11 protein-coding genes are annotated in these 13,910 nt (G+C 74.3%); 6 read left to right on the forward strand and 5 right to left on the reverse strand.

Annotated elements, in window-relative coordinates:
- Positions 1 to 54: 54 nt before the first annotated feature.
- On the reverse strand, positions 55 to 1,023 hold the full coding sequence (locus ACQRUO_RS23730) for a hypothetical protein (protein ID WP_428318054.1): 969 nt from the start codon (positions 1,021 to 1,023) through the stop codon (positions 55 to 57).
- Positions 1,024 to 1,329: 306 nt separating this feature from the next.
- Positions 1,330 to 2,835, reverse strand: coding sequence for a multicopper oxidase family protein (locus ACQRUO_RS23735; RefSeq protein ID WP_428318055.1), 1,506 nt, complete (start codon positions 2,833 to 2,835; stop codon positions 1,330 to 1,332).
- Positions 2,836 to 3,302: 467 nt separating this feature from the next.
- Between ACQRUO_RS23735 and ACQRUO_RS23740 the strand changes: the two genes are divergently transcribed.
- Complete coding sequence (locus tag ACQRUO_RS23740; protein ID WP_428318056.1) at positions 3,303 to 3,665, forward strand: hypothetical protein; 363 nt, start codon at positions 3,303 to 3,305, stop codon at positions 3,663 to 3,665.
- A gap of 91 nt (positions 3,666 to 3,756) precedes the next feature.
- On the opposite strand, the gene ACQRUO_RS23745 is transcribed toward ACQRUO_RS23740, so the two are convergent.
- Both ACQRUO_RS23745 and ACQRUO_RS23750 read right to left on the reverse strand, forming a co-directional pair.
- Positions 3,757 to 5,955: a SpoIIE family protein phosphatase gene (locus ACQRUO_RS23745; RefSeq protein ID WP_428318057.1), complete on the reverse strand. Its 2,199-nt coding sequence runs from the start codon at positions 5,953 to 5,955 to the stop codon at positions 3,757 to 3,759.
- Between the two features lie 112 nt (positions 5,956 to 6,067).
- Positions 6,068 to 6,232 carry a hypothetical protein gene (locus tag ACQRUO_RS23750; RefSeq protein ID WP_428318058.1) on the reverse strand — a complete coding sequence of 55 codons (165 nt, stop codon included), beginning with the start codon at positions 6,230 to 6,232 and terminating at the stop codon, positions 6,068 to 6,070.
- A 136-nt stretch (positions 6,233 to 6,368) separates the two neighbouring features.
- Between ACQRUO_RS23750 and dacB the strand changes: the two genes are divergently transcribed.
- The 5 genes from dacB (at position 6,369) to ACQRUO_RS23775 (ending at position 13,121) form a co-directional block, all read left to right on the forward strand.
- On the forward strand, positions 6,369 to 7,961 hold the full coding sequence (gene dacB / locus ACQRUO_RS23755) for a D-alanyl-D-alanine carboxypeptidase/D-alanyl-D-alanine endopeptidase (protein WP_428318059.1): 1,593 nt from the start codon (positions 6,369 to 6,371) through the stop codon (positions 7,959 to 7,961).
- A complete protein-coding gene (locus ACQRUO_RS23760) occupies positions 7,955 to 9,571 on the forward strand; it encodes a peptide ABC transporter substrate-binding protein (RefSeq protein ID WP_428318060.1) in 1,617 nt (538 codons plus the stop codon). Before dacB ends, ACQRUO_RS23760 begins: the two co-directional genes overlap by 7 nt.
- Positions 9,572 to 9,600: 29 nt before the next feature.
- Complete coding sequence (locus ACQRUO_RS23765; RefSeq protein WP_428318061.1) at positions 9,601 to 10,527, forward strand: ABC transporter permease; 927 nt, start codon at positions 9,601 to 9,603, stop codon at positions 10,525 to 10,527.
- Complete coding sequence (locus ACQRUO_RS23770; protein WP_428318062.1) at positions 10,520 to 11,431, forward strand: ABC transporter permease; 912 nt, start codon at positions 10,520 to 10,522, stop codon at positions 11,429 to 11,431. The genes ACQRUO_RS23765 and ACQRUO_RS23770 overlap by 8 nt, the downstream gene beginning before the upstream one ends.
- Before the next feature lie 127 nt (positions 11,432 to 11,558).
- Positions 11,559 to 13,121 carry a phytoene desaturase family protein gene (locus ACQRUO_RS23775; RefSeq protein ID WP_428318063.1) on the forward strand — a complete coding sequence of 521 codons (1,563 nt, stop codon included), beginning with the start codon at positions 11,559 to 11,561 and terminating at the stop codon, positions 13,119 to 13,121.
- A 79-nt stretch (positions 13,122 to 13,200) separates the two neighbouring features.
- On the opposite strand, the gene ACQRUO_RS23780 is transcribed toward ACQRUO_RS23775, so the two are convergent.
- On the reverse strand, positions 13,201 to 13,842 hold the full coding sequence (locus ACQRUO_RS23780) for an Rv1733c family protein (protein ID WP_428318064.1): 642 nt from the start codon (positions 13,840 to 13,842) through the stop codon (positions 13,201 to 13,203).
- Between the last annotated feature and the right edge of the window lie 68 nt (positions 13,843 to 13,910).

Raw genomic sequence — 13,910 nt, forward strand, 5'->3', positions numbered from 1 at the left:
CGCTCCGCTCGGCGGCCGGCCCGAACGGGCGGCGGGAGCGGGAGCGGCCGGCCATCAGGAGCGCCAGCCGAAGCCGGACCAGGCGCCGTGGTGCACCAGGTTGGCGCAGCCGCCGCGCTTGCTGTCGTTGTAGGACCAGCCGCGGCCGCCGTTCTTGTAGCCGATCACCGTGTCGCTGTGGCGGAAGACGGCGGGCGAGCTGTTGAAGCCGCAGGCGGCCCAGCCGGCCGGACCGAGCGCGGCGATCACGTAGTGCTCGAAGTCGGTGTTGACGAAGCTCTCGGCGGCCGAGTTGCTCCAGCCGTTGCTGAGGTAGCCGAAGCGCGGGCCCGGGGTGCCGCTGTTCGACCAGCCGTCGTAGCGGAACTCGTAGGCGTTGTTCCGCCCGTAGATGTAACCGCCGCCGTTCACCGGCCACTTGAGGTTCGCGGTGAGCGAGGTGATGGTGATGTAGATCGGGTCGATCCAGGACGTCTTCATGTAGGCGCTCTGGTAGTACGACGCGTTGGCGGTGTCGCCGGCGACGTCCGGGGCGGTGTTGTTGGTCTGCGCGCTGGCGTCACCGGCCGGGTCGCCGAGCGAGGCCTCCACCTGCGGGGACATGGTGCCGGTGACGAACTTCGCCTGGCAGGTGGTGGGGTTGTAGGCGGTCTCCTCGATGTAGGTCGAGGGCGAGCTCGCACCGGCGTTGCCGGAGTCGCTGATCTGGCAGGTGCCGTCGCTCTGGATGGCGCCCTGCACGGTGTTGGTGGCGACGTTGTCCAGCGCCAGCGACTTGGCCTTGACGTTGTCGTAGCTGATCCAGCCGTCGCTGCCCACGGTCACCCCGAGCGCACTGGTCGGGGTCGGGGTCGGGGTCGGGGTGGGCGTGGGGTCGCCGCAGTCCAGCTGGATGCAGCGCGGCGGCGTGATCATCGCGTAGGCGCTGCCGGAGCCGGCCGGGCTCATGATCAGCGAACCGGTCAGCGCGGCCACCGCGGCGGCGGAGCCGGCGAGGGCGATTCGGTGGTGCTGCTTCCGCAAGGTCTCTCTCCCCTGTCTGGCGGATCTCGGTGGCCGCCGGGCGCGGTGCCCGGGGCGGCCGGGGAAAAAGTTAGGCGCGGACGGCGGCCGGCAGCGGCAGTCCGGGGCGGCAGCTCGGCGGCAGTACCCGCCCGCCGCCACTGCCGCCGCCGGTCCGCGCTGCCGCCGGCTGCCGCGCACTGCCGCCGGCAGGGAGAGCCCGACCACGCCGAGGGGAGACGGCTCCAACACGCCGAATGGCCCGGACTCCCGCCCGGGCCACCCAACGCTTTATCGTTTCTGCTGCTTCGTCAGACCGGTGCTCCGTCAGACGACCTGCATGGTCGCCATCATGCCCATCGCCGCGTGGTCGAAGAGGTGGCAGTGGTAGAGGAACTTGCCGCGGTAACCCTCGAAGGTCATCTGCACCTTCACGGTCTCCCCCGGCATCACCGTCACGGTGTCCTTGAGCCCGGCCTCCTGCGGTCCGGCCGGCTGGCCGTCGCGCTCCAGCACCCGGAACTGCACCAGGTGGACGTGGAAGTTGTGCGGCGCGAAGTGGTTGACGTTGGTGATGGTCCAGATCTCGGTGTCACCGTAGTTGACCGTGGTGTCGACCCGGTCGGGGTCGTAGACCTGCTCGTTGATGTACGCCAGGCCATTGGGGGTGGTCTCGTCCATCCGCAGCGTGAAGGTGCGGTTGACGGTGGCCGTCCCGATGTCCGGCAGGGTGCGCAGGGTGCTCGGCACCTGGCTGTTGTCCGGGAACCAGCTGGGGCCGACCCGGAACTGCATGACCTGGCCGATGTCGGCCACCGGACCGGGCGCCGCACCAGGGGCGTTGGTCAGCACCAGGTTGGTGCCCACCGGGTACTGCGAGAAGTCGATGACGACGTCGGCACGCTCACCGGGCGACAGCGCCAGCGACTTGACCGTCAGCGGCGCGGGCAGCAGGCCGCCGTCCGAGGCGATCTGGGTGAACGAGGAGCCGTCGGACAGGGCGAGGTTGAAGAACCGCAGGTTGGCGCCGTTGTACAGGCGGAGGCGGTACTTGCGCGCCTGCACGTTGAAGTACGGCCAGGCCACGCCGTTCGCCAGGATGAAGTTGCGGTTGGCGAAGTCGCCCAGGGTGTAGATGAACTGGCCGTTGGTGTCGAAGCGGGCGTCGCGCAGGATGATCGGCACGTCGAACTCGCCGCAGGGCAGGTTCAGCGCCTGCTCGGTGTCGTCGGTGAGCAGGTAGGTGCCGGACACGCCGCGGAAGACGTTCTCCGACTCCTGCATGTGCGCGTGGTCGTGGTACCAGAGGCTGGCCTGCGTCTGGATGTTGGGGTAGGTGTAGGTCTTGGTGTCACCCGGCAGGATGGTGTCCATCGGCTGGCCGTCGCTGTCCGCCGGGGCCGAGGCGCCGTGCAGGTGGACCGAGACCGGCACCTGGAGCAGGTTGGTCTGCGCGATCGTGACGCGCTCACCGTACTTGGCCTTGACGATCGGCCCCGGGAAGCTGCCGTCGAAGGTGCGCACCGTGGTCAGCATGCCGGGCAGCACCTGGGCGGAGGTCTCCACCAGCGTCATCGCGTAGGAGGTCGTCAGGCCGTTGCCGGAGAACGGCGTGGCGACCGGCGGCTGGGCCATCGGCAGGGTGAACTTGGTGACGCTGTCCGGGCTGAGGTCGGTCTGCGCACCGGTGGACGGCGACGCGGTGGTGTCCGGCCCGTGCAGCGGCACCCCCTTGGCCTGCGCAGCCGGGTCACCACCGGGCAGCAGCAGCGCGGCGCCCCCCAGGGTGCCGCTCAGCGCGGCGCCGGCGAGCACGGTTCGACGATTGATCACAGCGTTCCCCCCATGACAGGTCTTCGGTGACGGATCCTGGCCATCATTCTGCGGAGGCGTTTTCCGGCACTCAATGCCCAGGAGCCCCAAGAATGTTCGAACAGCGCCAGGCTATCGCAGAAGTGTACGAAGAACGTCAGAGGACCGTCAGGCCGATCGATCACTCCAGCGATCCTCCGGCGCCCCTCGCTCCAGCCTCGTGCGAGCGATCGACTCCGGTATTCCGAAAAGGGATTGACGAGCCGACAGAAGGGACCGAGAAGTCGGTCGAGCAATGTGACCAATCACAGTAATTCGCATTCTCTTGCCCCATTTCTCACCGCTCTGGGAAACTCGATCCAGCGCGAATCCCGAGCCCGGAATCCGCCCCGACGGGCCGTGCCGGGAATCGCCCAGCCCACCGGCATTGAGACGAGAAAGGGATCAAGGTGAAAGTCCTCAAGTCTCTGGGCCTGTTCACTGCAACCATGCTGCTCGCCCTCGGCACCAGCGGGGGCCTGGCCACCGCCGCCGGCACCCTGCCCGCCGACGACACCGCCGCCGTCACCTCGAACAACCTCGCCACCGGCGACGCCACCACCGACACCGCCCCCGGCACGCTCGCGGCGGACCAGGCGGTGCCCGAGAGCGCCGACTCGCTGTCCTGCTGGGACTTCTACCTCAACGGCAGCACCTTCGCGGTCACGTGCTCCGGCAACTACTTCTGGGTCTACGTCGACTGTGCGAACGGCTACCGCTACACCTACGGCCCGCTCGCCGGCACCTACCGCGTCGCCCTGACCTGTCCGAACGGCTACCGCGCCCTGCGCGGCGGCGCCTACGGCAGCTGACCCCGAGACCGGCTGCCCCTTCGCCGACCCGCCCCCACCGGCCCGCCGGGCCAGGGCGGGTCGGCGAACCTCGTGGCGGCCGTGCGACGGCTCAGGTCGGCACCGAGCGGACCAGCAGCAGCGCGACGTCGTCGGTGCGGGTCTCGGCCTGCCCGGACTGGCCGATCAGGGTGTCGGCCAGGCGGTCCAGCGGTTCGCCGCCGTGCCGGGCGAAGGTGGCGGCCAGCCGGCCCAGCGCCTGGTCCAGGTCCCCGCCGGGGGTCTCCACCAGGCCGTCGGTGTAGAGCAGCAGGGTGGTACCGATCGGCAGCCGGATCCGGGTCTGCGGGTACTCGGCGTCCGGGTCCACGTTGAGCACCACGCCGCTGTGCGGGGTCAGCAGGCGGGCCCGGCCGGCCCGGTCGCGCAGCAGCGGGGCGGGGTGGCCGGCGTCCGCCAGCTGGGCCTCCCGGCGGACCAGGTCGACCCGCAGGTAGGCGCAGCTGGCCAGCAGCGTGGTGCCGAGGTCGGTGATCAGCCGGTTGGTGCGGGCCATCACCGTGCTGGGGTCGGCGTCGGCGGTGGCGAAGGCGCGCACCGCGGTGCGGATCTGCCCCATCAGCGCGGCGGCGTTGACGTTGTGGCCCTGCACGTCGCCGATCACCACGGCGAGCGCGCCGTGGTCGACCCTGATCAGGTCGTAGAAGTCGCCGCCGACGTCCATGCCCTCGGTGGCCGGCAGGTAGCGGGCGGCGATCTGCAGCCCGGGGACGGTGGGCAGCGCGCGCGGCAGCAGGCTGTCCTGGAGGCCGTGGGCCAGGCCGGACTTGGCGTCGTAGAGCCGGGCCCGGTCCAGCGCCTGGGCGATCAGGCCGCCGAGCGCGGTGAGCACCGCGCGCTCCTCCAGCGCGAAGTGGTGCGGCTCGGCGAAGGCCAGCACGCAGGTGCCGATCAGCCGGCCCGAGGTGACCAGCGGCAGGTAGGCCCAGGCGGCCATGCCGTCCTGGGTCTCGCGGCGGCCCGCGTACAGCCGGTCCAGCTCGGCCCGGCTCTCGAAGAAGGCCGGCACCGGGTTGGTCGAGGCCCGCACGCCGGGGGTGGACTCGGTCAGCGGGGTGCCGTCGAACTGGTCGACCAGTCCGGGCGGGTAGCCGCGGTGACCGACGGTCCGCAGCTTGCCGCTCTCGGCCAGCAGCACCGCGACCGCCTGCCCGCCGAAACCGGGCACGATCTGGTCGGCGATCATGCTGACCACGTCCTGCACGCTGGCGGCCTCGGTCAGCGCGGTGGCCAGGTGCAGGATGTGGTAGAGCGCGCCGGGGCGGGTGTGCGGGATCGGCTCGGGGGGCAGCGGCACGGCGGGCAGCTCACGCTCGGTCACGGCGGCGGCGGTGACCCGCACGGTGACCCCGTACAGGTCGGGGTAGAGCCGGAAGTAGAGCCAGTGGTCCGGCGGGCAGACCGCCACGAAGGAGGACTGCTCCTGGCTGATCACCGCCGCCCGGTAGTGGTACTCGTAGATCGGGTCGCGCAGCCAGGCCAGCGCCGCCCACGGCCGCTGCCCGATCAGCTCCGCGGCCGGCCGGCCGAGCAGCCGGGCCGCCTGGGCCGAGACCAGGGTCAGCCGCCCGTCCAGGCCCAGGGCGCAGACCCCGTCGGGCAGCCGGGCGACCGTGGCGGTCAGCAGGTCCGCGGCGCCGCCGGGCGGCACCACCGGCAGCGGGCGCGGGCCGAGCCGGATCGGCTGCGGGGTGCCGGCCAGCGCCTGCCCCAGCTCCTCGGCGAGCCGCTCCAGGCCCTGCCGCTCGGCCGGCGGCAGCTCGGCGGGGTGCGCGGCGGGCCAGAGCAGGAACACCACGCCGACGGTGGCGCCCGCGACCGTGACCGGCAGCGCGGCCAGGCAGAACGCGTACGGCATCGCCACCGCCACCCGCGGGTAGCGGCGCGCCATCGCCTCGCCGCCGCCGACCCAGACCAGCTCCCCCGTGCGCACCGCATCCGCCACCGGGATCGCCGCGGCCACCCCGACGTGCTGCCAGCCCCGGGTGAACTGGCGCGCCGCCCCCAGGGTCAGCGCCAGCTCCAGCACCTCCCCGCCGGCTCCCAGCAGGTACAGGCCGCCCATGTGGGCGCCGACCAGCCCCGGCGCGCGCTGCAACACCTCGACCACGGCCGCGAGCTCGCCCTGGTCCGCGACCGGGACCGCGCCGCCGGGCCTGTCACCCACCACGCCGACGGCCCCGCCACCGGCCTCACCGCCGGGCCCGCCGCCGGCGAGCAGCGAGGCCGCGGGCCGTGATTCGCCGCCCACCGCAACCACCTCGCTCCACCACCCGGGGCCGCGCCCGCGCGCTCCCTCCCATACTGGCCCGTCCGGGGCACTCCTGGCCCGTTCGGGGCGCGGCGGCCCGGCCCGGTCCCGCTCAGGCGCCGCCCGCCGCCCCGGCCAGCGCGGCCCGCAGGTCGCCGACCTCGCGGCCGGCGGCCGCCTCCCGGCGGTGCACCTCGGTGTGGTCGAAGAAGCGCACGACGTTGTCCAGGTCGCAGAGGACCGCGTCGAAGGACCGGACAGCAGGCAGATCGATCATCCGCCTGTCGTACCATCTCGCCTCCTGTCCTCCGCCAGGGGGGAAATCCGGCGCCGGGCGTGTCATCGGCCCCGCCCGGCCACCCGTCGGCGTGATGGTGGTGGTCCCTCAGCCCGTCCGCCCCGCTGGAGGCGCCGTGCCTCGCATCCCGGTCCGTCGGCTGGCCGCCCCGCTGGCGGCCGTCCTCGTCACGCTGCTGCCGGTCGGCGGCGCCCCGGCCGCACCGGCTGCCACCCCGGCGGCCCCCGGTTCGCCCGGGGCGCTCGGCGGCGACCTCGACCACCTGCTCGCCGACCCGCGGCTGACCGGCGCCGAGGTCTCGGTACTGGTCGAGGACGCGGCCGACGGCACGGTGCTCTACCAGCACGACCCCGCCGCCCTGATGCTGCCCGCCTCCACCCAGAAGACGGTGACCGCCGCCGCCGCACTGGACCTGCTCGGGCCGGACCACCGGTTCACCACCGAGGTGCTCGCCGCCGGGCCGCGGGACGGCGAGCGGCTCGACGGCGACCTGGTGCTGCGCGGCGGCGGCGACCCGAGTCTGCAGGCCGCCGACCTGGACGCGCTGGCCGCCCGGGTGGCCGCCGCCGGGGTGCGCCGGGTGACCGGCTCGGTGCTGGCCGACGCCTCCCGCTACGACTCCGTGCCGCTCGGCCCGGCCTGGGCCTGGGACGACCAGGCCGCCTACTACAGCCCGCAGATCTCCGCCCTGACCCTGACCACCGACAGTGACGACGATGTCGGCAGCGTCCGGCTGACCCTCACCCCCGACACCGTCTCGGGCGGCCCGGCCGCGGTGCGGCTGACCCCGCCGGACGCGCCGGTGCGGCTCGCCGGGCAGGTGGCCACCGGGCCGGCCGGCAGCGCCGACACCGTGGCGGTGGACCGCCACCCGGGCGGCAACGAGCTGCTGCTCTCCGGCAGCCTGCCGGCCGACGCCGGGCCGCGGGACGAGTGGGTGGCCGTGGACGACCCGGCGAACCTCGCCGGCACGGTCTTCGCCGCCGCGCTCGCCCGGCACGGGGTGAGCGTCGCCAGTGGGGTGCGCGAGCAGCCGGCCCCGGCCGAGACCAGGGAGCTGGCCGCCCACGACTCGGCGCCGCTGGCCGACCTGATGGTGCCCTTCCTCAAGCTGAGCAACAACGGGATCGCCGAACACCTGGTGAAGGAGATCGGCGCGGTCAAGGCGGGTGCGGGCAGCTGGGCCGCCGGGCTCGACCAGGTGCGCGGCTTCCTGCGCCGGCACGGCCTGGAGCCGACCCCGGCCCGCCAGGTGGACGGCTCCGGCCTGTCCCGGCAGGACCTGATCACCGGTCAGCGCCTGCTCGCCCTGCTGCGCTTCGCCCGGCAGCAGCCCTGGTACAACGCCTGGTACAACGCACTGCCCGTGGCCGGCGACCCGCGCCGGCTGGTCGGCGGCACGCTCACCGACCGGATGCGCGGCACCGCCGCGGCGGGCCGGGTGCACGCCAAGACCGGCTCGATGACCGGGGTGGCGGCGCTGGCCGGCTACCTGGACCGGGCCGACGGGCACACCCTGGCGTTCAGCGTGCTGGTCGGCAACTTCGTCGGCGACAGCCCGCAGCCGCTGATCGACGACCTGGTGGTCCGGCTGGCCGGTGACGGCCCGCCCGCCGGCAGCCCGTCGACCGCACCGCGCAGCACCGGGCCCGAGACCGCCCACCCGCGCAACTGGGAGACCACCTGCACCACGGCCGCCCGGTGCTGAGCCGGGCGCCGGCCGCCCTCGCCCTCGCTGCCGCCCTCGCCCTCGCCCTCGCCCTGGGCGGCTGCGCCCGGCCCGCGGTGCTCGACGACCGCCCCGTCCCGGCGGTGCCCGGCGGCGCCTACTCGGTGGCGCTCACCGAGCCCGACCACCTCACCCCCGGGCGCACCACCAGCAGCTACGCGATCCAGGTGCTGGAGGGCGTGTTCGACACCCCGATGACGCTGGACCCGACCGACGGCCACCCGGTGCCGCTCGCCGCCGCCTCGCTGACCAGCACCGACCAGCAGGTGTGGACCATGGCCGTGCGGCCCGGCGGGCGGTTCCAGAACGGCGAGACGGTGACCGCCGCCAGCTTCGCCGCCGCCTGGGAGGCCGCCGCCTACGGCCCCGACGGCTGGGACGCCAACTCCTACTTCGCCCAGCTGGCCGGCTACGACGAGCTCAACCCGCCCGGCGACGCCACCCCCGCCACCCGCCACCTGAGCGGCCTGACCGTGCTCGACCCGCTGACCCTGCGGATCACCCTCAAGGCGCCGTTCAGCCAGTTCCCCAGTCTGCTCAGCTTCCCCGCCTTCGCGCCGCTGCCGCAGGCCGCCTTCACCGACCCGGACGGCTTCGACCGGCAGCCGATCGGCAACGGCCCGTACCGGATGGCCGGCCCCTGGCGGCACAACCAGCGGATCGACCTGGCCCGGGCGCCCGACTACCGCGGACCGCGCCCGCCGATGGCGGACGCCGTGCACTTCCCGATCTTCACCAGCAAGGACACCGCCGTCACCGAACTGGAGGCCGGCCACGTCGACTTCGTCACCGGAGTGCCGCCGGCCCGGGCCTACGAGGCGAAACGTACCTTCGGCCGGCACTACGCGGTGCGCCCCGGCAGCACCATGGACTACCTCGGCCTGCCGCTCTGGGACCCGCGCTACGCCAAGCCGGAGCTGCGCCGGGCGCTGTCGATGGCGATCGACCGCAAGGGCATCACCCGGGCGATCTTCAACGAGGTCTTCACCCCGGCCGACTCGCTGGTCGGGGCGACCATCCCCGGCCACCGCACCGGCGCCTGCGGCGAGACCTGCGAGTACCGTCCGGACGAGGCCCGGCAGCTGTTCCGGCAGGCCGGCGGGTTCACCGGCACCCTGGCGCTGTACTTCGCCAACTCCGACCCCAGCTACCTGCAGTGGATGACGGCGGTGGCCAACGAGCTGCGGCAGAACCTCGGGATCCGCGACGTCGTCTTCCGCACCATGGCCCCGGCCGACCTCGGTCCGATCCTCAACGGCCACCGGGCCACCGGCCCCTACCGGCAGAACTGGGTAGCCGACTTCCCCAGCGAGGAGAACTACCTGGCCGGCCTGCTCGGCCCGGGCACCCGCTCCGGCTGGACCGACCCCGCCTTCACCGCGCTGCTCGCCCGGGGCGACGCCGCCCCCACCCCCGAGCAGAGCATCGCCGCCTACCACCAGGCCGAGGACCTGGCGCTGCGCGAACTGCCGCTGATCCCGCTGTGGAACTGGCAGGACCAGACCGCCTGGAGCGGGCGGGTCGGCAACGTCAGCCTCGACCCGTACGCGCCGGGGCTGCGCCTGGAGCAGATCACCGTCCGTCACTGAACCCGCCGGACCCCGGAAGGGAGCACCACTTGGGCCGCTACCTCGCCCGCCGCCTGCTCACCGCCCTGCCCGTGCTGCTCGCCACCACCTTCCTGATCCACACCCTGGTCTTCGTGCTGCCCGGCGACCCGATCCAGGGGCTGGCCGGCGACCGCCCGCTGCCCGCCTCGGTCCTGGCCGAGCTGCGCCACCGCTACCACCTCGACCAGCCGCTCGTCGTCCAGTACGCCGACTACCTGCGCGGCCTGCTCCACGGCGACCTGGGCCGCACCTTCACCGGCGAGCCGGTCGCCGCGACCCTGGCCGACCGCTGGCCGGTCACCCTGCGGCTCGGGCTGACCGCCTGGTTCCTGGAGGCCGCGGTCGGCACCGCGCTCGGGGTCTGGGCCGGGCTGCGGCGCGGACACTGGGCGGACCGCGCGGTGCTCGGCGGCACCACGGTGGTGATCGCGGTGCCGGTCTACATCCTGGGCTACCTGGCCCAACTGGTGCTCGGGGTGCGGCTCGGCTGGTTCCCGGTCTCCGGCACCGAGGCCGGCTGGCCCACCGCCTACCTGCTGCCCGGGCTGGTGCTGGCCTGCTTCGGCGCCGGCTACGTCGCCCGGCTGACCCGCACCGCGCTGCTGGAGCACCTGCGCGCCGACTACGTGCGCACCGCGACCGCCAAGGGCCTGCCGCGCCGCCGGGTGGTGGTCGCCCACGCGCTGCGCAACTCGCTGCTGCCGGTGGTCACCTTCCTCGGCGTCGAGCTGGGGTCGCTGCTGAGCGGCGCGGTGGTCACCGAGTACATCTTCAACCTGCCGGGGATCGGGCAGGAGGTGTTCCAGGCGATCCAGTTGCGCGAGGGGCCGACCGTGGTGGGAGTGACCACCGTGCTGGTGCTGGTCTTCTGCCTGGCCAACCTGGCGGTCGACCTGCTGTACGGGCTGCTCGACCCGCGGCTGCGCCATGACTAGCCCGCCGCGGGCCACCGCCGAGCCCCGCCCCGAACCGCGCCCCGACCTGTCGCTGCCGCCCGCCCCGGCCCGCCCGCGCCGCCGGGCCACCGCCCGCCCGGGACTGCTGGCCTGCGGCGCCGTGCTGCTGCTGATGGTGCTGCTGGCCGCCTTCCCGGAGCCGTTCATCGCGCTGCTCACCCACGACAGCGGGCGCTGCGAGCTGTCCGACGCCCGGGTCGGGCCGAGCCCGGCGCACCCGTTCGGCTTCGACACCCAGGGCTGCGACTACCTGGCCCAGGTGGTCCGCGGCACCCGGCCCCCGCTGCTGATCGGGCTGGCGGTGACGGCGGGTGCGCTCGCCCTGTCGGTGCTGCTGGGACTGCTGGCCGGCTTCTACGGCGGCTGGGTGGACGGCCTGCTCTCCCGGCTCACCGACGTCTTCTTCGGGCTGCCGTTCGTGCTCGGCGCGACCGTCATCCTGGTCGCCTTCCCCGACCACGGGCTCGGCGCGATGACCCTGGTGCTGGTGGCGCTCGGCTGGACCACCATGACCCGGGTGATGCGGGCCCAGGTGATCGGGGTCAGGGACGCCGAGTACGTGCGGGCCGCGCGGGCCGCCGGCGCCGGGTCGCTGCGGCTGATGGTCCGTCACATCCTGCCGAACGCCGTGACGCCGGTGGTGGTGGTCGCCATGCTGAGCGTCGGGAACGTCATCTCGGGCGAGGCCACGCTGGACTTCCTGGGCGTCGGACTGCAGTACCCCGCGCTCTCCTGGGGGCTCCAGCTGAACGCGGCCCAGGCCTACCTGCTCGACTTCCCGCACCTGCTGCTGTTCCCGGCGCTCTTCCTGTCGGCGACGGTGCTGAGCTTCCTGGTGCTCGGCGACGCCGTCCGGGACGCCTGCGACCCCACCCTGCGCTGAACGCCGGCCGCCGGCGCCCGCGAGGTCGCGCGGCAGCCGACCCGGGCCGCGTCATTGCGCCGGGGCGGGCGGTTCGGGAGAGTGGTCCGAAAGCAGCACCCCCGACGCGTGTGGAGGGCGGTACGGCATGCGACCCGGACCGGCGAGTCATGACGTGGTGATCGTCGGCGGCGGCCACAACGGTCTGGTGGCCGCCGCCTACCTGGCCCGGGCCGGGCGCCGGGTGCTGCTGCTGGAGCGGCTCGCCCGCACCGGCGGCGCGGCCGTCTCCGCCGAGGCCTTCGCCGGGGTGCCCGCCCGGCTCTCCCGGTACTCCTACCTGGTCAGCCTGCTGCCGCGGAAGATCGTCGCCGAGCTGGGCCTGGACTTCAGGGTCCGCCGGCGCCGGATCTCCTCCTACACCCCGACCGAGCGCGCCGGGCGCCCCACCGGCCTGCTGGTGACCGCCGACGACCCGACCCGCACCGCCGCCTCGTTCCGCGCGTTGACCGGCTCGGACCGGGAGTTCGCGGCCTGGCAGGAGTTCTACGGGCTGACCGGGCGCGCCGCCGAACGGATCTTCCCCTCGCTCACCGAACCGCTGCCCGACCGGGCCGAGCTGCGCCGCCGGGTGGCCGACGAGGCCGCCTGGCAGCTGCTCTTCGAACGGCCGCTCGGCGAGAGCGTGGAGCGGTCCTTCACCGACGACCTGGTCCGCGGCGTGGTCCTCACCGACGCGTTGATCGGCACCTTCACCCACGCCCACGACCCCTCGCTGCGGCAGAACCGCTGCTTCCTCTACCACGTGATCGGCGGCGGCACCGGCGACTGGGCGGTCCCGGTCGGCGGCATGGGCGCGCTCACCGCCGCGCTGGCCGCCGCGGCCCGGGCCGCCGGTGCCGAGCTGCGCACCGGCTGCGAGGTGACCGCGCTGCACCCGGAGGGCGGCGGGGTCGAGGTGGTCTACCGGGACGCGGACGGCGAGCACCGGGTGGGCGCCCACCGGGTGCTCTGCAACGCCGCCCCGGCCACCCTGGCCCGGCTGCTCGGCGAGCTGCCGCCGCAGCCGGCGCCGGAGGGCTCGCAGCTCAAGGTCAACCTGCTGCTGCGCCGGCTGCCCCGGCTGCGCGACCCGGCCGCGCACCCGGCCGACGCCTTCGCCGGCACCCTGCACCTGGCCGAGTCGGCGACCGAACTCGCCGCCGCCTACCAGGCCGCCGCCGCGGGGAAGCTGCCCGACCCGGCCCCGGCCGAGCTGTACTGCCACTCGCTGACCGACCCCTCGATCCTCGGTCCGGAGCTCGCCGCCCGGGGCTACCAGACCCTGACCCTGTTCGGCCTGCACCAGCCGGCCCGGCTCTTCGCCCCGGGCTCCGGCATCGCGGCCGAGGACGCGCTGCGCGCGGTGCTCGCGCCGCTGGAGGCGGTGCTGGCCGAGCCGCTGGCCGACTGCCTGGCGCACGACGAACACGGGCAGCCCTGCGTGGAGGTGCGCACCCCGCCGGACCTGGAGCGCGAGCTGGGCCTGCCCGGCGGAAACATCTTCCACCGGGAGCTGGCGTTCCCGTGGGGCGCGGACCCGGCGGCCGACCGCTGGGGCGTGGCCACCGCGCACCCGGCGATCCTGCTCTGCGGGGCGGGCGCGGTGCGCGGCGGCGGGGTCAGCGGGATCCCGGGGCACAACGCGGCGATGGCGGTGCTGGGACGCTGAGCCGCCGACGCCGGGCGAGCCGGTCCGGCGCCCGACACCGCTCGGGCCCCGCCGGGCCGGTCAGACGCCGCAGGGCCGGTCAGACGCCGCCGGTCTGCTTGCCGTGCCCGCGACCGGACCAGAGCGGCTCGACCCGCTCCCAGTCCGGCTCCCAGGACCGCTCGGCCCGCTTGTCCAGCGCCCGGCGCCGCAGGCAGTAGCCGATCCAGCAGGCGGTGCCCGCCGCGCTCAGCGCCCCGATGCCGTACAGCGAGGCGGCCGTGGCCAGTTCGCTGTCCGGTTGCGCGGGGGCGGCCGGGGTCCCGGAGTCGTCCACCCAGAGCGGCACCCGGCTGCCCTGCACGGTCCCGCTCGGCACCCCGATCGTCCCGCTGCGCGGGTGGGCCGCCGGATAGACCCAGTCCGCGCTCGCCTGGGCGGACCAGAGCGAGCGTTGCGGCGTGTCGGTGGCGGCGGACAGCGTGGTCGCGGTCACCTCGTGCCGGTGCCGGTCGATCTGCCGGGCGTGCGCCCGCATCCCGGTCAGCAGCAGCATCGCGACCAGCACCCCGACCGCGAGCGCCGCGGCCAGCCCGGCGACCAGCGAGACCAGCAGTCGGCTGCGGGCCCGGTCCACCGAGCGGCAGAGCGGGTTCTCCTCCCGCCCGAACGCCCGCCGCAGCTGCCGGACCAGCGGCATGCCGGAGCCCGGGTGATCACGCGAGTCGGATGCGGCTGTCATGACGCGCCTCCTCGGTGCCGGGTCGCGACCGATGGGTCCTTCTCTCAGTTTCTCCCTTGTGGGCTCCG

The organism is Kitasatospora sp. LaBMicrA B282 (assembly GCF_050325825.1).
Classification (GTDB): domain Bacteria; phylum Actinomycetota; class Actinomycetes; order Streptomycetales; family Streptomycetaceae; genus Kitasatospora.

What these genes read in the sequence shown, in the direction of transcription:
- ACQRUO_RS23740 (WP_428318056.1), top strand. Translation starts at nt 3,303, where the DNA reads ATGCTGCTCGCCCTCGGCACCAGCGGGGGCCTGGCCACCGCCGCCGGC.
- ACQRUO_RS23750 (WP_428318058.1), bottom strand. Translation starts at nt 6,232, where the DNA reads ATGATCGATCTGCCTGCTGTCCGGTCCTTCGACGCGGTCCTCTGCGAC.
- ACQRUO_RS23770 (WP_428318062.1), top strand. Translation starts at nt 10,520, where the DNA reads ATGACTAGCCCGCCGCGGGCCACCGCCGAGCCCCGCCCCGAACCGCGC.
- ACQRUO_RS23775 (WP_428318063.1), top strand. Translation starts at nt 11,559, where the DNA reads ATGCGACCCGGACCGGCGAGTCATGACGTGGTGATCGTCGGCGGCGGC.
- ACQRUO_RS23780 (WP_428318064.1), bottom strand. Translation starts at nt 13,842, where the DNA reads ATGACAGCCGCATCCGACTCGCGTGATCACCCGGGCTCCGGCATGCCG.